Origin of the sequence: Variovorax sp. UC122_21, assembly GCF_044056785.1 — a bacterium.
GTDB lineage: Bacteria > Pseudomonadota > Gammaproteobacteria > Burkholderiales > Burkholderiaceae_C > Variovorax.
The window spans coordinates 1,112,410-1,132,145 of sequence record NZ_CP172003.1 but is presented as its reverse complement, the minus strand read 5'-3'; the positions used below and the strand labels follow the sequence as shown (position 1 = coordinate 1,132,145).

At 64.1% G+C, this 19,736-nt stretch carries 19 protein-coding genes and 1 pseudogene; 13 read left to right on the top strand and 7 right to left on the bottom strand.

Features of this window, described 5'->3' with window-relative positions; all coding sequences use genetic code 11:
- Nucleotides 1-112 precede the first annotated feature (112 nt).
- Both ACHMXE_RS05760 and ACHMXE_RS05755 read left to right on the top strand, forming a co-directional pair.
- On the top strand, nucleotides 113-1,180 hold the full coding sequence (locus tag ACHMXE_RS05760; protein WP_395347248.1) for a catalase family peroxidase: 1,068 nt from the start codon (nucleotides 113-115) through the stop codon (nucleotides 1,178-1,180).
- Nucleotides 1,177-1,722 (top strand): cytochrome b, encoded by a 546-nt coding sequence (locus ACHMXE_RS05755; protein WP_203208328.1) that lies wholly within the window; start codon nucleotides 1,177-1,179, stop codon nucleotides 1,720-1,722. The genes ACHMXE_RS05760 and ACHMXE_RS05755 overlap by 4 nt, the downstream gene beginning before the upstream one ends.
- A gap of 62 nt (nucleotides 1,723-1,784) precedes the next feature.
- On the opposite strand, the gene ACHMXE_RS05750 is transcribed toward ACHMXE_RS05755, so the two are convergent.
- The 4 genes from ACHMXE_RS05750 to ACHMXE_RS05735 form a co-directional block, all read right to left on the bottom strand.
- On the bottom strand, nucleotides 1,785-2,807 hold the full coding sequence (locus ACHMXE_RS05750) for an alpha/beta hydrolase (RefSeq protein WP_395347247.1): 1,023 nt from the start codon (nucleotides 2,805-2,807) through the stop codon (nucleotides 1,785-1,787).
- A gap of 341 nt (nucleotides 2,808-3,148) precedes the next feature.
- Nucleotides 3,149-4,051, bottom strand: a complete 903-nt coding sequence (locus ACHMXE_RS05745) for a hypothetical protein (protein WP_395347245.1) — start codon at nucleotides 4,049-4,051, stop codon at nucleotides 3,149-3,151.
- An 11-nt stretch (nucleotides 4,052-4,062) separates the two neighbouring features.
- Complete coding sequence (locus tag ACHMXE_RS05740) at nucleotides 4,063-4,611, bottom strand: MFS transporter (RefSeq protein ID WP_395347244.1); 549 nt, start codon at nucleotides 4,609-4,611, stop codon at nucleotides 4,063-4,065.
- Complete coding sequence (locus ACHMXE_RS05735; protein ID WP_395347242.1) at nucleotides 4,611-5,084, bottom strand: nuclear transport factor 2 family protein; 474 nt, start codon at nucleotides 5,082-5,084, stop codon at nucleotides 4,611-4,613. Before ACHMXE_RS05735 ends, ACHMXE_RS05740 begins: the two co-directional genes overlap by 1 nt.
- A 72-nt stretch (nucleotides 5,085-5,156) precedes the next feature.
- Here ACHMXE_RS05735 and ACHMXE_RS05730 point away from each other — a divergent pair, with 72 nt between their 5' ends.
- A complete protein-coding gene (locus ACHMXE_RS05730) occupies nucleotides 5,157-6,035 on the top strand; it encodes a TetR/AcrR family transcriptional regulator (protein WP_395347241.1) in 879 nt (292 codons plus the stop codon).
- A gap of 34 nt (nucleotides 6,036-6,069) precedes the next feature.
- Nucleotides 6,070-6,510, top strand: a pseudogene (locus ACHMXE_RS05725) (NAD(P)(+) transhydrogenase (Re/Si-specific) subunit beta); the annotation flags it as partial.
- Between the two features lie 63 nt (nucleotides 6,511-6,573).
- On the opposite strand, the gene ACHMXE_RS05720 reads toward ACHMXE_RS05725, so the two are convergent.
- Together ACHMXE_RS05720 and ACHMXE_RS05715 are read right to left on the bottom strand one after the other, a co-directional pair.
- Nucleotides 6,574-8,643 (bottom strand): carboxylesterase/lipase family protein, encoded by a 2,070-nt coding sequence (locus ACHMXE_RS05720; protein ID WP_395347240.1) that lies wholly within the window; start codon nucleotides 8,641-8,643, stop codon nucleotides 6,574-6,576.
- Nucleotides 8,644-8,739: 96 nt separating this feature from the next.
- Entirely contained in the window at nucleotides 8,740-10,782 is a 2,043-nt protein-coding gene (locus ACHMXE_RS05715) for a carboxylesterase/lipase family protein (RefSeq protein WP_395347237.1), read from the bottom strand.
- Nucleotides 10,783-10,938: 156 nt separating this feature from the next.
- Here ACHMXE_RS05715 and ACHMXE_RS05710 point away from each other — a divergent pair, with 156 nt between their 5' ends.
- From ACHMXE_RS05710 to ACHMXE_RS05700, 3 genes are all read left to right on the top strand, one after another.
- The gene (locus ACHMXE_RS05710) at nucleotides 10,939-11,616 is read left to right on the top strand and encodes a TetR/AcrR family transcriptional regulator (protein WP_395347235.1); all 678 of its coding nucleotides are present in this window, start codon (nucleotides 10,939-10,941) and stop codon (nucleotides 11,614-11,616) included.
- 214 nt (nucleotides 11,617-11,830) lie between these two features.
- Nucleotides 11,831-12,058: a hypothetical protein gene (locus ACHMXE_RS05705; RefSeq protein ID WP_395347233.1), complete on the top strand. Its 228-nt coding sequence runs from the start codon at nucleotides 11,831-11,833 to the stop codon at nucleotides 12,056-12,058.
- 595 nt (nucleotides 12,059-12,653) lie between these two features.
- Nucleotides 12,654-12,986, top strand: coding sequence for a hypothetical protein (locus ACHMXE_RS05700; protein ID WP_395347232.1), 333 nt, complete (start codon nucleotides 12,654-12,656; stop codon nucleotides 12,984-12,986).
- 369 nt (nucleotides 12,987-13,355) lie between these two features.
- Here the strand turns inward: ACHMXE_RS05700 and ACHMXE_RS05695 are convergent, their stop codons facing one another.
- Nucleotides 13,356-13,667, bottom strand: a complete 312-nt coding sequence (locus ACHMXE_RS05695; protein ID WP_395347230.1) for a hypothetical protein — start codon at nucleotides 13,665-13,667, stop codon at nucleotides 13,356-13,358.
- Between ACHMXE_RS05695 and ACHMXE_RS05690 the strand changes: the two genes are divergently transcribed.
- The 6 genes from ACHMXE_RS05690 to ACHMXE_RS05665 all read left to right on the top strand — a co-directional run bounded on the left by ACHMXE_RS05690 (nucleotide 13,666) and on the right by ACHMXE_RS05665 (nucleotide 19,282).
- Nucleotides 13,666-13,881 (top strand): hypothetical protein, encoded by a 216-nt coding sequence (locus ACHMXE_RS05690; RefSeq protein WP_395347228.1) that lies wholly within the window; start codon nucleotides 13,666-13,668, stop codon nucleotides 13,879-13,881. The two genes, ACHMXE_RS05695 and ACHMXE_RS05690, sit on opposite strands and share 2 nt — an antisense overlap.
- 406 nt (nucleotides 13,882-14,287) lie before the next feature.
- Complete coding sequence (locus ACHMXE_RS05685) at nucleotides 14,288-14,554, top strand: hypothetical protein (RefSeq protein WP_395347225.1); 267 nt, start codon at nucleotides 14,288-14,290, stop codon at nucleotides 14,552-14,554.
- 455 nt (nucleotides 14,555-15,009) lie between these two features.
- Nucleotides 15,010-16,638: a histidine kinase famiy protein gene (locus tag ACHMXE_RS05680; protein WP_395347222.1), complete on the top strand. Its 1,629-nt coding sequence runs from the start codon at nucleotides 15,010-15,012 to the stop codon at nucleotides 16,636-16,638.
- 445 nt (nucleotides 16,639-17,083) lie between these two features.
- A complete protein-coding gene (locus ACHMXE_RS05675) occupies nucleotides 17,084-17,473 on the top strand; it encodes a MarR family winged helix-turn-helix transcriptional regulator (RefSeq protein ID WP_395347219.1) in 390 nt (129 codons plus the stop codon).
- A gap of 13 nt (nucleotides 17,474-17,486) precedes the next feature.
- Complete coding sequence (locus ACHMXE_RS05670) at nucleotides 17,487-18,041, top strand: isochorismatase family protein (protein WP_395347217.1); 555 nt, start codon at nucleotides 17,487-17,489, stop codon at nucleotides 18,039-18,041.
- The gene (locus ACHMXE_RS05665; RefSeq protein ID WP_395347215.1) at nucleotides 18,038-19,282 is read left to right on the top strand and encodes an MFS transporter; all 1,245 of its coding nucleotides are present in this window, start codon (nucleotides 18,038-18,040) and stop codon (nucleotides 19,280-19,282) included. Before ACHMXE_RS05670 ends, ACHMXE_RS05665 begins: the two co-directional genes overlap by 4 nt.
- The last annotated feature ends 454 nt before the right edge of the window (nucleotides 19,283-19,736 follow it).

Here is a 19,736-nt window from a genome sequence, read left to right as displayed (position 1 = left end):
CGCAGCGAGTCGACTCACAACGGGTCGCGATCGACACCACGCTGGGGGGTATACCTACACATCAGCGATCTTTCGCTGACAGCCTCCCACACTGGCACGGGAGCGTAGGCGGATGAAGACCCCTCAGGATCAAACTGCCACCGGGCGACCCACTGTCGTCCGATTCGCCGCGATCGCTCTTTCGGTCGGGGCCGTGGCTTGTGCCTTCGCCTATGCGGCTGGGTGGCTGACACCTTCGCGCCTGACGTCCGCCAAAATCGTGGATTCGCTCGCGCCGGCCAGCGGACCGGTCAAAGGCTTCCGACGCAATCATGCGAAAGGCATCTGCTTCGCAGGAAATTTCGAGGCGAACGGCGAGGGAGTCGCGGTTTCGCGAGCGTCCATCTTCAAGGCCGGGAGTTATCCGGTCATGGGTCGCTTCAACCTTGCGGGCCCCATTCCGACCATGGCGGATGGCACGGGTCGTGTACGTGGATTGAGTCTTCGAATCGAGGCGCCAGACAAGCAGGAGTGGCGCACTGCGATGATCAACGCGCCGTTCTTTCCGATCGCCACGCCGAAGGAGTTCTATGAACTTCAGCGTGCCAGTGCGAACAAGAACGACCCCGGCGCAATCAAGCAGTTTGCAGCCAGCCATCCTTCGCTTCGCGAGTTCGGTGCGTGGGCGGGCAGTGCTCCATATGCCGAGTCCTACGCGGAAGATCGCTTCAACAGCCTCAACAGTTTCATGCTGACCAACGCACAGGGTCAGAAGCAGGCCGTGCGCTGGTCATTCATTCCGACCGCCGCGATGGTTCCGGTGCCTTCGGAGGACTTGAAGAAGCGCGATCCCGACTTTCTCTTCAAGGAGCTCACCCGACGAGTCGCCGATGCCCCGCAAAAGTGGAAGCTGGTATTCACGCTCGCCAATCCGGGCGATCCCACGGCCGACCCCACCAAGGTTTGGCCCGCCGATCGCCGACAGATAGAAGCGGGCACGCTCGTGGTGACCCGGATCGAAGCCGAGGCCAACGGACCGTGCCGCGACATCAACTTCGATCCCACGGTTCTGCCGGAGGGAATGCAGACCTCCGACGATCCGTTCCCCGCGGCGCGCTCGGCGGCCTATGCGGTGTCCTATGACCGCCGCACCTCGGAGTCGGAACACTACCCGCGCGTTCAAGCCGGAGCCAAGCCATGAACCATCCAAGCATGAAATTCTCGAAGCTGCAGCGCGTGCTCCATTGGGTCATGGCGATCGGCATCCTTGCGATGCTGTTCATCGGGGTCGGCATGATGTCCACGATCGATCGCGCTTACCTGGTGCTGGTGGGCATCCACAAGCAACTCGGCATTGCAATACTCGTACTGGCGCTGCTGCGTCTCGTCGTGCGATGGCGCAGCGGGGCACCGTCGCTGCCGGCGAGCATGAGCGAGCCCATGAAGCTTGCGGCAAGGTTGTCGCATGTCGCGTTCTATGCGCTGATGATCGCGATGCCTTTGCTCGGGTGGTCCATGTTGTCGGCTGCGGACTATCCCGTGACCTTGGCCGGGATGCGGCTCCCCTCGATCGTTCCAGCCAGTGCCGAGTTGCACAGCATCCTGTGGAGCGCCCATCGCTTCCTGGCGTTCTGCTTGTTCGCTTTGTTCTTGCTGCACTTCGCCGCCGCGCTTCTTCATGCCTGGGTGCGAAGGGATGGCGTCTTCGAGACCATGACCTTTGGTCGTCGAGGTGGTCGCTGATTCATTCGGCAGATCGTGAAGGCGCGCGGGTTCCAGGACCGAAGCGGTCCCGTCGTTGCCGTTCAGCGTGTCGAACCAGCCCGAGGCGCTTGCTGCAATTGCCGCGCTAGGACGAAGTCGGCGATGGCGTCGACGACCCCTGGTGCCAGTGGAAGGTCGGCACGACCGTAGGTCGCGAGATTGGCGGCCCGATCGTCGGTCTCGACGGCTTTCAGCACATGGTTCGCCTCCGGAAGCAGCACCAGCTTCGACTGCGCCGCCGCCTGACGCAGCCGCTGTGCGTCCGCGACGCCGACTTGGAGGTCGCGCCCGCCCTGCACGATCAGCAGGGGCTTCGTGTACCGACCGGCCAACTTCGCGGGGTCGATGGCGAATGCGCTGATCAGGAACCCCTGCACTTTCGGGTGGAACACAGGCCGCAGCGCCGGTTGCACATCGGCCATCTCCACCCGGCGGCCGGCTTCGAGCGCATCGATGGCGGCCATGGCCTGGTCTAGCAGCGGCGCGTTGGCGGGATTGGCCCGCAACTGCTCACGCAGTACCTGCCCCATCGGCCGGCCCGTGCTCGCCACCAGGACTAAGCCGCAGATGGCCGGATCCTGCCGCGCGGCCGCCGCCGCGAGCGCGACCATCCCGCCCTCGCTGTGGCCCAGCACCCAGACGCATCCGGCGCCGGAGGCCTCACGAATCGTGTCGACCCAGCGGCGCACGTCCTCCGCGTAGTCCTCGATGGTGACCGCGTCGGGGTCGGCAACCGCGCCGGCGCTGCCGTACAGGCCGCGCTTGTCGATCCGCACTGTCGCGATCCCTTTCGCTGCGAGGCCTTCGGCCAGGAGCCGGTACGTCGAGGCCTTCACTCCCAGCGGGCTGTTGCCGTCACGGTCCGTGGGGCCAGAGCCTGGCACGATCAGTAGCACCGGAGCGAGCGGCGTAGCCGGAGCAGCCGGCGACAGCAGGGTGCCCCGCAGCGGACCCAGCGGCCCGGGCGCCTCCAGCGGCTTCTCGCGCGGTTCGGCGGCAGCTGCGCTGACCACGGTGGCGGCGATGGCGGCCCTCGCCAGCAGATGGAGGAGGCAGGCTTTCATTTCTTCATGGACCTTTGACTCGATCCCCCAAGAGCGGGTCGGCCAAGTCTATAAGGCCACCATCGCCGCCCCGCATCGAAGAACGCGAAGGACGACCTCCCTGTTGGCCTCGTTGCGGCGCCTTCATGTCTCATGGTCTCACCGCGAGACCCGATCCATGACCACCGCGAGCTTTGAAGCACCCGCCTCCGTTCGGGTCCATGGTGGGTCTGTCTAGGCGGCCGACTGAAGGCCGTGAACCTTCGGGCATCCGCGGCAATCAAATGGAGCTCTTCTGCCGTGCTCTCCAGGCCAAGCAGTTTCCAACCCTCCCGTCCGGAATTGGTTGGTGCCAACAGCCCTTAGTTGGGTGCCGGCCGGGCAGCGACACCGACTCCCGACCTCGAAGCCACAACGGATAGGATGGCCGCAACGGTCAGACTGGCCCCGATGCAGAGCATGGCGGCAATCAGTCCCTTGGCCATGGAGCTCGCGCTCGGCGAAGTACCTGCGACGCTGAAGAAGACGCCGCCGATGACCGCGACGCCCAGGGCGGCGCTGATCTGCAAGGCCGAGTTGGTGATGCCGGCAATCATCCCGGAGCCGCTCACCGGTGCACGGTCGATGACCGAGCGCACGAGGGTAGGCAGTGCCCATCCCTGCCCGAAACCCAGCAGTCCCACCGCAACGATGAGCGGAAACTCGGCCGGCATTTGTGCGGGGGCGCCAGCAACCAGCGCCGCAAGGTACAGGCACCCGGCCACCTCGAGCAGCATGCCGATGGCGGGCACCCAATTGCCGAAGAGACGGATGGCCAGCGGTGTCGTCAACGGACCGATGAAGAAGCCGACACCGAAGGGCAGGAACACCAGTCCCGTTGCCAAAGGATCCAGTCCCAGCGCCGACTGTAGGTAGACGGAGAACACCAGGAAGAAGGCAGAGACGACGTAGAAGAAAAGAACGCCGGCGAGACCGCTCATCAATCCCGGCATGCGGACCAGGTCGATGCTGACGAGCGGGACGCCGCCTCGTCGAGAAAACGCCTTTTCATAGCGCCAGAAACCGAGCGCGGCGGCAGGTGTCGCGATGAGCATGGCGCATGCCCACCATGGCCAGCCCCTTTCGCGCCCCTCTACCAGCGGCACGATCAGCAGGCTCAGCGTGAGCGCGCAGAGCAGAACACCGCCCCAGTCGATGGGCGCGGGGCTATCGCCACGAACGTTCGGCAGCAAGGGCAATCCACCGATCAGGACCGCAGCCACCACGGGCAAATTGATCAGGAAGATGATTCGCCACTGGAGGTGAAAGACGTCTGCGGGAGATCGAATGCGCCGCCCAGGGCTTGCGCGATCACTGCCGCCAGCCCGACGGTGGCGCCATAGAGGCCCAGCGCACGCGAGCGCTCCCGCACCGGGAACAGCGCATGGACGGAGGCCAGCCCTTGTGGGGCCATGGCGGCTGCGCTGAGACCTTGGAGTATGCGTCCCACGATGAGCATGGAAGGCGAGCTTGCGAGGCCGCACAGCAAGGACGTGAGTCCGAAGCCGCTGATGCCCAGCAGGAACATGCGCCGTCGGCCGAAGAGGTCGCCAAGCCGCCCACCGGTGATGAGGAAGACCGCGTAAGCCGCCGCATATCCGGAGATCACCAGTTGCAATTCAGCAGCACTCGTGCCGAGGTCGCCCTGAATGGACGGCAACGCAACATTGACGATGAAGAAGTCGAGCGGAGGCAGGAACGCCCCCACCAGCAACACCGCGAATGCGAGCCACCGACGCGAATCTGAACTTGTTTCTTGCATGATTTCGGTTGCGGCGGCGCGCATCAGATGGGGCGACCGAAGCGTTCCGTGCCCATGATGGGGGTCCAGTTCTGCAGCGGCGTGGCGAAATGCATCTCGAAGATGCGCTGCTGGAACGCCCATCGGCCGTCTCTTCGCTGGTAGAGGTCCTTGTACTGGCCGCTCACTTGCAGCGGTCCCTTCTCGACGTCGTAGAAGAGGCAGTCCGCCGCAACCAGGCCATGGCCGTTGTCGCCGTCGAGTGTGATGATCGCGTTCGCCATCCAGTGATGCATGTGCGGCATGCGCCTCATGTTGACGCGTGCTTGCGCCAGGATCTCATCGAGTCCTTCCGAGTTTCCATTGGCGCCGAGCAAGAGCCGAGAGTCGGGATGCCATAGGGTGGCGAGGAGTTCCACATTCATCGTGTCGAACGCTTCCGCATAGTTGGCGATCAAGGCATCGATGGCGAAGCGGCTTTCGATGGCGTCAAGGCGAGCTTCAAGTTCTTGGGACATGCGGGTTCTCCGTGAGTGAGCGGTGCGAGCGATCTGTGAGCGCACCGGGAAAATGTACCGAGTGGTACAAAAATGAGTAAAAAAAAGCGCGACTGGAGCGACCGGGGCGTGGAGCCCGCTTCCTGCGCGGGCGCCTGGTGTTCAAGCGCATGCTTCAAACGCGTCGATTTAAATATCGATTGGTACAAATATATGGCGGCGTTCGAAGGCTGTCAACGGCTCGGTTCCCCCCGGTCGATTTGCCAGCCGGGAGAGGAGGTCTTTGCTTGCCGATTTATTGTGTATCGACTAGTATGTAATTTTGAACTGGCGGAGATCTTCATGGCTCAGCGAGGCCGACCGCGCGCATTCGACCGCGATGCGGCCCTTACCTCGGCCATGCACCTGTTCTGGGAGCATGGCTTTGAATCGACCTCGCTGTCGCAACTGAAGGCGGCGATGGGCAGTGGCATCTCCGCGCCCAGCTTCTATGCGGCCTTCGAGTCCAAGGAAGCGCTATACAAAGAGGCGCTGGATCGATACATGGAGATCTACGGCCACTTGACCAGAAGCCTGCATGATCCTTCCCTAGAGCCGCGAGAAGCGGTGTTCCTTGCATTGAAGCGCTCGGCAAAGATGCAGTGGGAGGGAGGGCACCCCAAGGGTTGCATGGTTGCGTTGGGCGTGATGGGAGCCTGCTCGTCGGGCAGCGAAACCATCACCGCAATGCTCCGAGAGGTGCGCAGTCGCACCCGCGCTGGATTCCGTACCTGCGTCGAGCGGGCCATAAAAAGCGGCGAGCTGCGCAAGTCCACGAACCCGGCTTCGATGGCCGCCGCGTTCGACAGTTTCTTCTTGGGTCTGTCCGTCCTGGCCCGCGACCGTGTGCGGCTCGCGGTCGTCGAGGAATCCGTGGTCGAAGCCATGGGCATCTGGGATGCCGCGCTGGATCGATCCGATCATCCAGGCTGAGCTTTCGGTCGACTGGCAATGAACGCGCAGAGCATTGCGCTGCCGTGCGCCACGCTCTGGGGAACGGTCGGCTAGCCAAGGCCTGCGCCACCCGACCACCTCGATCCGCGGCAACGTCTTCGGCATGACCGGCATGGCGATCGCCGTGCTGACCACCGGCGCGCTGATCTGCAAGCTCGCCAGCGGCAACCTCGAGGGCCAGGCCTACGTGCTGGTCGCGCTGGTCGTGGGCGGGGGCCTCGGGGCCTACATGGCCAACAAGGTCGAGATGACCAAGATGCCCGAGCTCGTGGCCTTCGTGCACAGCATGATCGGTCTCGCGGCCGTGTTCATCGCGGTGGCCGCCGTGGCCGAGCCGCATGCCTTCAACATCGCGCTCAAGGGCGATCCGATCCCCGCGGGCAACCGCCTGGAGCTGTTCCTGGGCGCGGCCATCGGCGCCATCACCTTCAGCGGCTCGGTGATCGCCTTCGGCAGCGCCCCCCGCCGGCGGCTGCGCGCGAGGCGAGACCTTGGGCAGGCCCGCGTGGCGTGGCGTTCAGGGAAAGGCGCTGGCCAAGCCGGTGCGCGGCGTGGCACCGCCGCCCGGCCCGATCTCCAAGTAGGCGTCGCTGGCAGGCGTGTAGGCTTTCCACTCCGGCGCGTCCATGCTGGGATTGCCATCCTTCGCGAAACGGGTCCATAGCGTCATGGTGGTTTCAGTGATGGCTTCGTCGTTCGGTCCCCAGCCCATCGACGCCTGGACATCGGCCGCATCCCCAGCGGTGCCGGTGATGCCATTGCCATTGAGGTCACCGATGGGCGCCTTCGCGCCGGCCGGCGTGAGCACCAGACCCATCACGTAGTTCGTCACCATGCCTTGCGGGTAGCCGAACAGGTAGGGCAACTCGCCGCTGTGGCCGCTGAGCAGGCCCATCGCCGACCAGCCGTCCGGCACGCGGCTGAACCGGTACACGTACTGGGGCGAGCGATAGGTCGGCGCGCGTTGCGCCATGAATACCGGCAGCGACGCGCGAAGCGAGGGATAGTCGCCAGAGGTCGCTCCCACCATCAGCGGCACGTCGCTGGGCATACCCTCCGCCATGTTCTGACCGTAGGTCTTCACCATGTGACGATGATCCACATTGGGTCGGTAGGTCTCGCGCGGGATGCCCGCGTCGAGGTCGGCTTGGGTGTAGGCGGTCCACGGCAAGGCGCGTGCCTGTGCCAACGTGGTCGCACCGACGCGCTCGAACACGGCCTTGCCGATCGCCTCGCCGCCGGCCAGCGAGCTCGCGGGTGTTCCGCCTGTCGCGATGGCATTGGCGCCGCTCTGCACAATGGCCTTGTGGAACAAGCCGGCAGCCTCGGGCGCGTTCATGAGGCCATAGACCTTTCCGCCGCCACCCGATTGGCCGAAGATGGTCACGTTGCCGGGATCGCCGCCGAACGCAGCGATGTTCGATTTCACCCACTGGAGCGCCATCACCAGGTCCATCTGGCCGTAGTTCCCCGAGCCACCGTGGCCGCTTTCCGCACTCAGCAGCGGATGCGCGAGATAGCCGAACGGCCCCAGCCGGTGGTTGACGGTGACCAGCACCACGCCCTTGGTGGTCAATCCATCTGGATTGTTGTACTGCTTGGAGTTGGCTGTGAGGATTGCGAACGAGCCACCGTGGAACCATACCATCACCGGCAGCTTCGACGCGCTTTTGGGCGCCGTCACATGCAGGTACAGCGAATCCTCGCTCATGCCGCCTTCGCCCAAAGCTTCCATCGTCGGGTTCTGCGCCGACTGGTCGGGCCAGGCGATGGCCTGGCGCACACCGCTCCAGGGTGTGGGCGATTGCGGTGCGCGCCAACGCAATGGACCGACCGGCGGTTGCGCGTACGGAATACCGAGGTACTGCCACGTCCCGGCATTTGCCTCGAAGCCCCGCAGCGAACCGCCCGTGGTGGCCACGAGGTGGCGCGTGCGCGTGCTTCGCGTGTAGTGTTCCTGTGCGGCTGCGGTGGTCCTGGCCGTGCGCGGTCGCGGGTCGAGGTCGGAGAAGGCGCCTGCCGTCTCGATCGCTGCGAGCAGGGGCGCAATGCTGGCACGGAACGCGGCCGCGGGCTGTGCGAAATCGATCGCGGCGGCTTGACGCGAGACCGCTTGGCGGATCGCTTCGGTGATCTGTATGCCGTTGTTGAGGTCACCGTCGGCATCGAGGGATTGCAGCAGCACCAGGCGGTTGCTCACACGCACGTCACTGGTCGTGCTGTCGGCCCCGACCCAGGCGAGCGGCGAGACGGCGGCCGATGCCGGCGTCGAGCCCAGCGGCAAGGTACCGATCGAGAAGCTCAAGGTCTCGCCGGCCGCATAGCGGTACCGGCCTTCGGCATCGGTGGTGCGCGCGCCGCTCAGTGAGCCGCGGTAATCAAGTCCCGACACAGGGTCACCCGTGAACGTGCCCGTGAGCTCGGGCTGAGTATCGGGCGCGGTGTCGCCCGCAGGCGGCGCGACGAACGCTAGGCTGGCGCCATTGCCGCCGCCTCCGCAGCCGAGCAGGGCGACGGTGCTCGCCCAGGCTGCGAGGCAAAGGACGCGCGAGCGGCGCCGCTCGGCGCGGGCCGTGTGTGAGTGCATGAAGGTCTCCTTGTGGTGTGGTGTGCGGGAACGAAAGGCGTGGCCGCGCCGCCGCGCCTCCTCGCGATCTGGCGACGCGGCGCTCAGGCAGCGCGCTCAGGGAAAGACGCTCGACAGGCCGGTGCGGACCACGGGCGCGGCGCCGAGTTCGACGAAGCGGTCGTTCGCGGGCGTGTAGGCAGGCCAGTCAACCAATCCCGCGACGCTTGGGTTGCCGGTTTTGGCGAACTGGGTCCAGATCGCCATGCTGTTCTCGATCGCCTTCGCATCAGCGCTGTCGAAACCGGCCGAGGCGAGGATGTCCTGCGTGTCGCCCGCGGAGCCGCTGACGCCGTTGCCGTTGAGGTCTCCAATGGCGAGCTTGCCGCCGGTGGCCGGGTCGATCACCAGGTCGAGCAGGTAGTGGGTGACGACGCTCTCGGGCGCATTGAAGACGTAGGCCAGCTCGCCCGCGTGATACGTTTTCACGCCCCTAGCGCGCCAGCCGCCCGGCACCTGGCTGAAGAGGGCCGCATAGTGCCGGCTGGCGCTGTGCGCCGTCATCCAGGGAAACACGTTCTTCACCGTCTCGATCGGGTCGGGGGTGTCGTTGGTGTTGACGACAATCATGAAGGGCACGTCGTTGTGTCGGCGCGACTCGAAACTCACGCGCTCGCTGTAAGGCAGATAGCCGTTGTCGATGTTGGTGTAGGGCACGAGCACGGAGGCCGCTGCGACCACCTCGGTCCAGGGGCGGTTGCGCATCTCCTCGAGCGAGGCCGCGCCCAGCCTCTTCTGGAGCGCGAGTCCGACCGCCTCGGCCGAGGCCAGCGTGCGGGTGTCGGGAATCAGCGTGCCGCTCTGGCTGATCGCTTTGTGGAAAAGGCCGACCGCGCTCGGCGATGCCATCAGTGAAAGCACTTTGCGCCCGCCACCGGACTCGCCGAAGACGGTCACGTTGTCAGGGTCGCCCCCGAAGGCCGCGATGTTCGCCTTGACCCACTGCAGCGCCATCACCAGGTCCATCTGCCCGTAGTTGCCCGAGCCGCCGCGACCGCTCTCGGCGCTGAGCGCGGGGTGCGCGATGTAGCCGAGGGCACCGAGGCGATGGTTCACCGAGACTTGCACCACGCCCTTGCTGACAAGGGCATTCGGGTTGTTGAAAGGCTTGGTGTTGCTCGTGAGCGAAGTGAACCCGCCGCCGTGGAACCACACCATCACCGGCAGCTTGGAGGCCGACTTGGGTGCCGTCACGTTGAGATACAGCGAGTCTTCGCTCATGCCGCCCTCGCCGAAGCGCTCGAGCGCTTGGACCTGTGCGGCCTGATCAGCCCAGGCGACCGCCTCGCGGACGCCGCTCCACGGCTGGGGCGCTTGCGGGGCGCGCCAGCGCAGCGCGCCGAGCGGCGGCTGCGCGTAGGGAATGCCAAGGTATTGCCAGGTCGTGGCGCTGGACTCGAAGCCGCGCAGCGGACCGCCGGTGGTGGTCACGAGGTTGCGCGCGGCGGTGGCGCGGGCGTAGTGCTCCTGCGCGGCGACGGCGCCGCGCGCGCTGCGCGGACGCGGATCGAGATCCGTGAAGGCGCCGGCCGCATCGAGCGCTGCGAGCAATGGTGCGAGGCTCGCGCGGAAGGCCGTGGCCGATTGGGAGAAATCGATGGCCGCGGCATGCCTGGAGACGATGTCGCCGATTGCGCCGGTGACCTGAATGCCGTTGTTGAGGTCGCCGTCGGCATCGAGCGTCTGCAGCAGTATGAGGCGATTGGTGGCGCGGGGGTCGGCCGGCGAGCTGGCGCCGCCGATGCTCAGCGGCGACAGCGCGTCCGCGGCGGGCGCGGTGCCCAGCGGCAATTCACCGATCGAAAAGCTCAGCGTTTCGCCTGGCGCATAGTCGTAGCGCCCCTGCGCGTCTGTCTTTCGCGCCCCTGTGACGGAGCCACGGTAGTCGAGGCCAACAACCGGTCCGCCTGCGAACACGCCGATGAGCCGGGGCTGGTTGTCCGGTGCAGGCTCATGGCTGCCGCCGGGTGCCGGCACCGTGGGCCACGCTACGAAACTGGCGCTGCTCCCTCCTCCACCGCCGCAACCCAGCAAGAACGCGGTCGCGGCGCAAGCGGCCACCCACCGCGTGCCGCAGCGGCGCCCCTCGGGCGATGCCATGCCTCTGATCATCCATGTCTCCTTCGGTTATTTGACGTACGGGGTCCCCGCGCGGGGCCGAGCCGACCCAGACGGAACAGGTGGATAATTCCATTGAATTAATTCAATCGAATTAGAACTAACCCTAGCCGAGCCAGAGGTCACAATCTGCGTCCCATGCCCAGTCCCGCAACGAGCTCGAAGGAAAAACGCCCGCCCGCGCTGGCGGCGTCGGCCGCCGCCACGCGCGAGCGCCTGCTGCTGGAAGCCATGCGGCTGTTCGCGCGAGAGGGCATGAATGCTGTGTCGCTGCGCAGGATCGTCGCGGCCGCGGGCGCGGCCAACTTGTCGGCGCTGCACTACCACTTCGGTAATCGCGAGAGTGTGGTGACCGAGGTGGCGCGGATGCTTCAGCGAATCCTCGAGCCGCGCTGCCGCGCGCGGCTCGAGGCGCTGGATAGGGGGCCTCACACCGTGCGCGACGTGCTGGACGCGGCCTTCGGTCCGATGATCGACATGCTGTCCGAGGCCGGGCTGGGCCGCGACGCCGTGTGCTTCATCGGCCGGCTCGGCTGGGATTTTGGCGAGGAAGGCCAGAAAATCTCGGCCGACATGCACCGCGACATACTGACGCTCGCACTGGACAGGCTTGCCGCATTGATCCCGGCGGTACCCCTCGAAGTTCTGAAGTTCCGACTCCTTCTGACGATGAATTCGTTGTACTACGGCATCTCATACCGCAGCTATGCCATGCGCTCACCCTTCGGTCCGCTGTCGATCGGGCGACGTGGCAACGAAGTGCAGGAACGGGCGCTCTTCATGGACTATCTCGAAGCCGGTATCCGGCATCCGTGACGCTCGCGCTGGAGCAAAGATCGCCAGGCGCACCTGTGAACGCGGAGCGCATGACCAGGCGCCGCAGCTTTCATGATTTGGCTTCATCGGTCATGGCTCATGGCGTCGCTCGACCCTGCGCACTGTTTGGCGAACAGCGCTGCTTGCTGATAGCCAAAAGTCCTACGTCCTTCTCGCAGACCCAAGGGTAGAAAAGGTGACCCTGGAGTTCAGAATGACCACCGTTGCGTTTGACAAACGTTATGAGGCATGGGCTGCGGCTGAGGCTGCGGTCTACGAAGCGATGACTCGGCTCGGTCCGCTCGGCCATGCAGAGGTCGCGCCTTTGCGTGCACGGGCCGATGAGCTGCTGCGCGACCTTTGGGAAGAACCAGATCTCTTTGAAGCCATTCGCGAGTCTCGAGATCAGTTTGAGTTTGCGCATGCCTCGCGGGCTGCGTAGCTGCTCACGTTGAAATCGTCGGCAGCTGGCTGGTGTGATCCTTGGCCAGATCACTGGGCGTGCGACGAGATCTCCATCCATGTTGATTCTCAAGTCTCCGGCTTGGCGCGCGAGGCTGCAGCGAGCTTGCCGCAAGCGCTTGTTCGCGGCGGGGCTCTTGTTACGCGGTGCTTGTTTCCTGCGGCGCGCACATCGGCTGCAGCGGTCGGGTTCGTGAGGTGTGGGCGAGATCGGAGCCGCGGAGCCGCCCCGGGCGGCTCGGCGAGTTTGCCGCTGCGGACACGACAGGTTGTGGCCGGCTTCTCTTCGCGTTCTCGGCGTCACCCGCCTTTTTCTTACCATTCGCGTCTCTCGCGGCCCCCGCGGCTCAGAGTGCAAAGAATCAAAGTTATCTGACATGGCGTGAAGCGCGGGAACCCTACATTTCTGACGCCACGGCTGCGTCGTGGCACCTTGCTGTAAACCTCAGCCCGGCTCCGTGCCGGGCTCTTTTTTTGGGTGTCGCTGTGACGAGTCGAACGGCTCTTGAAATCTTGCCGAAGGGGACCTAGATTGATCACCGTCGAAGTTTTGGTCAACTGAAAAGGAGGTTTCCATGACCATGAACTTGTTGCGGCAGATCGCGACGTCCCGCCTGCCGGTCTCGTTCTATCGACCCGAAGACATTGACCAAGTCCGCATCCTCAGAGCGGCGGGGCTGGTTGTGGCGCTGGTTCCGGCGCCGACCGATCCGCTCACGCTGGCGGGCGATGGCTTGGCTGCCCAGGTGCTCGCCGTCACACAAAAGGGGCGTGAAGAGCTCGCAAGGTTCGACTACCCGCAGTCGCCGTCGAGGCCGCCGCTGTGGCGCCAACGAATGTCGCGAATCGTCACGCGGCGTCGCAGACCGCCGTCTTCCGACTCACCCACCTCTGCACGCATGCAGTAGCAGAAGAAAAGATGGGTCCGCTCGAGCACGCGCTGCTTTGATCATTCACGGCAGCGCGTGCTGTTTCGACGGCCGAATCTTGCGCTTCGCCGCCGTGTTGGTCGGGCCCTTGGATTTCGATGCAGGCACCATGTGGCGGTACCTGTCTATATCGCTATTACGCCTCGACCCTTCATGAAGCGCAGGTCACTGCGAGCCTGCCGGCCATGCTGGCCCTAGGGTTCGCCCTGCTCGCATACATCCATCGCAGCGATGTGCCTCCAGATTCACTCGCAGCCATCGACGGTGACATTCACCATCGGTCATTCACGCTGCTCAGGTGAGGACCCGCGGGCACGCGCGAATACCTCCAGCAAAAGTAAAGCGCCATCACAGCAACGTGACCTCGACGCCGTCGGCCGCCACCATCACCCCGGGGGTGTCCGCAACGATCTCGATCGGCACTCCCATGTGGGTGAAAAAATCCCTCTTGGCCGAGCCGCAGAGCTTCAGCACTCGCATGTATTCCGCGTGTTGCGCGGGTGTCATCAGAAATTTTCGCGGATAAGCGTTGGCGTGGGCTTTCCAATGGGCCGACACCTTTTCGGTCATTGAGAGATAGAGAGACGGCATACGTAAAATGACATTGCTAAGCGCACAGGGCTTTAGTAGATTTTCGTGCCCGTTGGAGGGGGCTGGCATGCCAATGGATTTTTTGCGTCGCATCGAGGACGCCAGGTTTCCGCTCGAGCTTCATGACGAAGCAGATGTTAGAAATTCGATTGTTCTCGAAGCGGCCGAGTTGATTGAAGCCCAGCTTCCGGGCGTTGACGCCCCACCCGCCGACGCGAGCGCCATCATTTTCTGCATCACGCCGCAAGGAAGGGCCGCCCTGTCCACGGGCAAGCCGATGTAGCTCGGTCGGTGGTTGCTTGTGCCCGCATCTAAGTCCGACCCGACATCATTTCGGTTGGTCGTTCCATGCGTCGTTTCTCTGAGTGTCCAGCGAGCCCGAAAGGGCGCTCTTCTGCTGGGCGAATGCGAAAGGGACAAGCCTTTCTCGACGCACAGGGGCGTAGTTCGGTGCACGAGTCTGAGTGCTTGACGAGAGCGCGAGCGCTGCTCAGCCTTGTGCCGGCAGCAGCGTGGATGCACGCACGTGCAGACGCTTTTCCGAGGTGACACCGAAGGGAGTTCGCTGTCATCCTTTTTCTGCAGGTTCCCACTGGCGTTCGCAGCAACCGTTCACGTTGCTCGGTAAGTCGTCAGTGGGGGACGCTGCGAGACAAGCCAGCAGGCAAAGCATTTGCGAGAATGGATACATGCTTCTTCCTCCTCCGAACGGTACGGACCGTGTGCAGGGCCTCGCGGCGCGCCTCGGGTGCACCGTGGCCGATCACTGTGAACTCTATGGGCAACCCAAGCCCGCCCTTCTGGGCAGCCTCTCAGGGCTCGCGCTGACGCTCAAGGAATTTGGGGGGCGTTGGGACAAGGTGGAACGTGTGTACGTCTTCGCCAGCTGGCCCATGCTTGAGGCCGCTTTGGAATACTGCATCAGGCACAAGGAAGAAGCCCGCCCTTCGATTTGAATGCCGCGGCTCGAGACGGCGCGGTCGATGGTCGAGCGCGCCGCCGCACGCCCTGGACGCGCGACAGCCAAGCGGAATGACTGCAGCTATCAAGGCACCGTGTTCACGCAGGTTTGCAGAGAGAGAGTGAGCTACGACGCCCCGGGATCTGATCGGGGTGCCTGGGCCTACGGGCATCCAGCACATGGGTCGCGCCGTGAATACGAAGCGCCGTCCTAAACGCCTCGGGCGTCGGCATGTGCCTCACGCAAGGCGCTTGCGGTCTCGCTGAGGACCCTGCCGCACAGCGACGTTTAGTGCTAATCCTGTCGAGGTTGTCTTTTCACACAGTGATTCTGATGCGTTGCAGTTACGCTTGGTTGGACGGCTACAGCACTCGTTACGCCGATTACAGCCGGATTGCATTGCAGGGCGGCGAGAATTGAAGCACTTTTTTGAACGAGAGTTCAGTGGTCATGGAAATTCCCGAAAAGCCGTCACTTCCCCTATCAACCGTACGCGCAGAAGGCGGGCCGCACGAACTTCGCGACCATAAGGACGACATCTTCTTCGCGGCGATCGAGACCACCCGTATGCCAATGCTGGTGACAGATCCGCGCCAGCACGACAATCCCATTGTGTTCGCAAACCGTGCCTTCCTGGCGATGTCAGGCTACTCGATTGACGAAGTACTGAAACGGAACTGCCGGTTTCTTCAAGGCCCTGCGACCGACAGAGAGTCCGTTTCGACGATCCGCGAGGCTATCCGGTCCCGCCGGCAGGTTCAGATCGAGATCCTCAATTACCGCAAGGATGGCACGACTTTTTGGAACGCGCTATTCATTTCGCCAGTCTATGACCCACTCGGTAACCTGATCTACTTCTTTGCGTCCCAGCTCGATGTTAGCCGTCGCCGCGACGCCGAAGAGGCACTTGCACAAGCGCAGAAGATGGAGGCTCTGGGTCAACTCACAGGTGGAATCTCGCACGACTTCAACAACCTGCTTCAAGTCATGTCAGGTCATCTGGACATACTCGGGGTGAAGTTGGAAAAGGGCATGCTCGATGAAGGCACTATCCGTCGAGGAGTTGAGAACCTGCGTTCCGCGATCTCTAAAGCATCGACCCTGACACAGCAACTGCTCGCTTTTTCCAGACGTCAACGTCTGCGCGGTCGAGTGGTAAGCATTAACGCGGTGGCGCAAGGAATGTCCGAGTTGGCCGCGCGTACGCTGGGTGATTCAATCCACATCGAATTCGGCTTGGCGCCCAACGCGGGGAATGTGGAGATCGACGTGACGCAGCTCGAGGTCGCCATCTTGAATGTGCTCGTCAACTCACGCGATGCAATGCCAGGCGGAGGGACGATCAAGCTGCGTACACACCTCATGGAGGTGGCGCCTGGCAGTCCCACGGCGTTCGAGGGACTGAGGCCCGGTCCGTATGCTGCTGTCTGCATCTCCGATTCCGGCCTGGGCATTGATCCGGCGATCCTGCCTCGCGTGATGGATCCTTTCTTTACGACGAAAGACGAGGGGAAGGGCACTGGCCTTGGCCTGTCGATGGTTTATGGTTTCGTGAAGCAATCAGGCGGCGCCACAACGATCGAGTCAGAGGTAGGAAAGGGAACGACCATCTGCATGTACTTCCCGACGGTGGGCAGCGCGCTGACTGACGACTCGGAATCCATCGTGAGGCCCAGCATTCGGGGTGGCACTGAAGCAATCCTGATCGTTGAGGACCGCGAGGAAGTGGCAGTGGTAGCACAAGGCATGCTGGAAGGACTTGGCTATTCGGTGCATGTCGCGCCCAACGCCAAGATAGCGCTGGACAAGCTTCGTGACCTCGGCCCCGACGCAATTGATCTACTTTTCAGCGACGTGATGATGCCCGGAGGGATGAACGGGTACATGCTGGCCAGGGAGGTACAGCGGATATCTCCCGGTGTACGTGTGCTGCTAACTACAGGCTTTGACCGGGATCTGAGCGCTTACGAACCGGCCGCCAATGCCGAGTTTGAACTGCTCAAGAAGCCGTACCGCCTCGCTGACTTGGCGCGAAGAGTAAGGGACGTGCTGGATGGTCCGACCGGAACGATGGGCTAAGTCCAAGGCGCATCGATAGCTTCACTCTCCCGCGATCATGCTCGGTTTTTGACTCCAACCCGATCGAAGTCCGGCTGCTCACGATCACTGAGGTCGAGGCCGGGGACGCGAGGTGCAGCATCGGCGTCGCGGCGTTTGGCGTATCGGCCCATCGGTTTTGAGGAAATGAGCGCAACGCAGCAGCACCGATGCGCCAGTCCGAGTGCGCTTTTTCAAGCGCTGACCAGGGTCCTCAAGACCTTGACGGCGGCCTCGGCCTCCGGCTCTGCCTGGCGCACTCGTTGAGCTACGCGGCAGTCCCACGCGTCGATGTCTCTCATCCAGGGCTAAGAAAACTACGAAGGAAAACTTTGTAGTTTGGCTTTGTATCCGCTAGGATGGCCTCATGAATGAGTCAGCGAGCGGACCTGATCGATGCGCGCACACCCTCGCTGCGGAACTGCGCATGCTGGTGGCCAAGCTCAACCGGCGACTGCGTGAGCAGTCGCATGCCGGCGATCTCACGGGCTCCCAGAAGACCGTGCTGCTGCATCTCGAGCGCGAGGGTCCGGCCACGGTGACGACCCTTGCGCGCACGATGGGCGTGCGTCCACAGTCCATGGGCGCGACGGTCGCCGCGCTTCAGGGGGCGGGACTTGTGAGCGGCGCGCCCGACCCTGCCGATGGGCGGCAGACCATCTGGTCGATCACGCCGGCCTTTCGCAAATGGCTCAAGGACGCCCGCGCCGCGCGCGAGGACTGGCTGTTCCAGGTCATCCAGACCAGGCTCGCCCCGCGCGAGCAGGAAGCGCTCGCGGCATCCATCGAACTCCTCAAACGCGTCGCCGAAGATTGAAAGCGAACCCGCCATGCCCGTCACCACCCTCGATCCTCGAACCGCCCTCATCGTCATCGACCTGCAAAAGAGCATCCTCGCGCTGCCCGTCGCGCACGCCACCGGCGAGATCGTGCAGCGCGCCAGTGCCCTGGCGTTTGCCTTTCGCCAACGTGCGCTGCCGGTGGTGCTCGTCAACGTGGCAGGCGGTGCCAAGGGCCGGACCCAGCAGCAGCGCCCCGGCGGCGAACTGCCCGCCGACTGGACCGAGCTGGCCGTCGAACTCGACCGCCAGCCCCAGGACCACCTGGTCACCAAGCACACGTGGGGTGCCTTCACGAGCACGGGGCTCGAATCGCACCTGAAGGCGCTGGGTGTCACGCAGGTCGTGATCGTCGGCATCGCCACCAGCATCGGCGTGGAGTCGACCGCACGCCAGGCTTACGAACTGGGTTTCAACGTCACGCTTGGCATCGATGCCATGACTGACATGAACGCCGACGCGCACGCCAACAGCATCGCTCGCATCTTTCCGCGCCTGGGCGAGACCGGCACCACGCAGGAAATCATCGACCTGCTCGCTCGGTGAGCAGCAGCACGTTTCGCTCGCTCAAGGGCTACAACTACCGCGTGTGGGCCGGCGGCGCGGCGGTGTCCAACGTGGGCACCTGGATGCAGCGCACCGCGCAGGACTGGATCGTCCTTACGCAGCTCACGCGCCACAACGCCACGGCGGTCGGCATCGTGATGGCGCTGCAGTTCGGCCCGCAGTTGCTGCTGCTGCCGCTCACCGGCTGGGCGGCCGACCATCTCGATCGGCGCAAGCTGCTCATGGTCACGCAGGCCACCATGGGCGCGTTGGCGCTCGGGCTGGGTCTGCTGACACTCACCGGCCTCGTGCAGCTGTGGCACGTGTACGTGTTCGCGCTGCTGCTGGGGTGCGTGGCGGCCTTCGATGCGCCGGCGCGCCAGACTTTCGTGTCGGAACTGGTCACCGAGATCGATCTGCAGAATGCAGTGGCGCTGAACTCCACCTCATTCAATGCGGCGCGCATGATCGGCCCGGCGGTTGCGGGCACGCTCATCGCCGCGGTCGGCACGGGCTGGGTCTTCGTGATCAACGCGGCGTCCTACGTCGCTGTCATCGGCGCGATGAAGATGCTGCGCGTGCACGAGCTCTATCTGCGCCAGCGCGCGGTGCGCACCCGCGGCAGTTTCCTTGAGGGCTTTCGCTATGTTTGGCGGCGCCCCGACCTGAAGGTCGTGCTGTTCATGCTCTTTCTGATCGGTACTTTCGGCCTGAACTTTCCGATCTTCATCTCAACGATGTCGGTCACCGTTTTCCATGCGGGCGCTCACCAGTACGGCCTGCTGTCTTCGATCATGGCCATCGGCTCCGTTGCAGGCGCGTTGCTCGCCGCGCGGCGCGACAAGCCGCGCATGGGCGTGCTCTTGGTAGGGGCGTCAGTTTTCGGCCTGGGCTGCGCACTGGCGGCGCTGATGCCCGGCTATTGGCTCTTCGGCATGGCGCTGATCGTGGTGGGTGTGGCCGCGCAAACGTTCACCACCACGGTCAACAGTTGGGTGCAACTGTCGACCGAGCCAGCCATGCGAGGGCGCGTGCTGGCGATCCTGCTGGCGATCGTGCTCGGTTGCACGCCAATGGGTGCGCCCCTGGTCGGTTGGGTGGCCGACACGTTCGGGGCGCGTTGGGCGATGGGTGTGGCGGCGCTGTCGGGGCTGGCCGCGGCCATCGTCGGGTTGCGCTACCTCTCGACGCACCACCGGTCGTCGCAAGTGGTCACTTCCCGGGCAAAACCAGGACCATAGACTCGAGTGGGGGCAGTCCACTCGGGCGCAATCAGCGATCTCGCGGTGCACAGCCGCCGCATGACTGTCGATAGCGTACTCCGGCATGTGTACTGCGTCGTCGCCAGTGGTCCGGTTGAACGAGCGTGGCCGGAAAAATTAGCCGCCAGCCCCTGCTTGGCCGCACACATTAAGCGCTCATTTTTACAACGAATCGACGGTTCAGGACACCGAGGAAGAAATTTCCGCGGAGGGTGATGTGCAGGTGTGGGCTGACCGGGCAAGAAACCGTCCTCCCCGCGGGGGCGGCGGACTTCGCCCGCTCAATCACCGCCCCGCTGCGCATCTGTTGGGCCCCGCGCATGAGACTGATTCCTCGGGCCGGGGCCGGGCCTCTGGTTCGGATTCGCATCCGCGTGAGCGAAGGAGCGCGAAAGGAGCTCCCTGGAAGAGTCGATGCGGTCAGTGATGGGCT

Excerpts from the sequence above, each read along its gene's own strand:
- ACHMXE_RS05760 (WP_395347248.1), top strand. The coding sequence starts at position 113 with ATGAAGACCCCTCAGGATCAAACTGCCACCGGGCGACCCACTGTCGTC.
- ACHMXE_RS05755 (WP_203208328.1), top strand. The coding sequence starts at position 1,177 with ATGAACCATCCAAGCATGAAATTCTCGAAGCTGCAGCGCGTGCTCCAT.
- ACHMXE_RS05750 (WP_395347247.1), bottom strand. The coding sequence starts at position 2,807 with ATGAAAGCCTGCCTCCTCCATCTGCTGGCGAGGGCCGCCATCGCCGCC.
- ACHMXE_RS05740 (WP_395347244.1), bottom strand. The coding sequence starts at position 4,611 with ATGCGCGCCGCCGCAACCGAAATCATGCAAGAAACAAGTTCAGATTCG.
- ACHMXE_RS05735 (WP_395347242.1), bottom strand. The coding sequence starts at position 5,084 with ATGTCCCAAGAACTTGAAGCTCGCCTTGACGCCATCGAAAGCCGCTTC.
- ACHMXE_RS05730 (WP_395347241.1), top strand. The coding sequence starts at position 5,157 with ATGAGTAAAAAAAAGCGCGACTGGAGCGACCGGGGCGTGGAGCCCGCT.
- ACHMXE_RS05720 (WP_395347240.1), bottom strand. The coding sequence starts at position 8,643 with ATGCACTCACACACGGCCCGCGCCGAGCGGCGCCGCTCGCGCGTCCTT.
- ACHMXE_RS05715 (WP_395347237.1), bottom strand. The coding sequence starts at position 10,782 with ATGGCATCGCCCGAGGGGCGCCGCTGCGGCACGCGGTGGGTGGCCGCT.
- ACHMXE_RS05710 (WP_395347235.1), top strand. The coding sequence starts at position 10,939 with ATGCCCAGTCCCGCAACGAGCTCGAAGGAAAAACGCCCGCCCGCGCTG.
- ACHMXE_RS05705 (WP_395347233.1), top strand. The coding sequence starts at position 11,831 with ATGACCACCGTTGCGTTTGACAAACGTTATGAGGCATGGGCTGCGGCT.
- ACHMXE_RS05700 (WP_395347232.1), top strand. The coding sequence starts at position 12,654 with ATGACCATGAACTTGTTGCGGCAGATCGCGACGTCCCGCCTGCCGGTC.
- ACHMXE_RS05690 (WP_395347228.1), top strand. The coding sequence starts at position 13,666 with ATGCCAATGGATTTTTTGCGTCGCATCGAGGACGCCAGGTTTCCGCTC.
- ACHMXE_RS05695 (WP_395347230.1), bottom strand. The coding sequence starts at position 13,667 with ATGCCAGCCCCCTCCAACGGGCACGAAAATCTACTAAAGCCCTGTGCG.
- ACHMXE_RS05685 (WP_395347225.1), top strand. The coding sequence starts at position 14,288 with ATGCTTCTTCCTCCTCCGAACGGTACGGACCGTGTGCAGGGCCTCGCG.
- ACHMXE_RS05680 (WP_395347222.1), top strand. The coding sequence starts at position 15,010 with ATGGAAATTCCCGAAAAGCCGTCACTTCCCCTATCAACCGTACGCGCA.
- ACHMXE_RS05675 (WP_395347219.1), top strand. The coding sequence starts at position 17,084 with ATGCTGGTGGCCAAGCTCAACCGGCGACTGCGTGAGCAGTCGCATGCC.
- ACHMXE_RS05670 (WP_395347217.1), top strand. The coding sequence starts at position 17,487 with ATGCCCGTCACCACCCTCGATCCTCGAACCGCCCTCATCGTCATCGAC.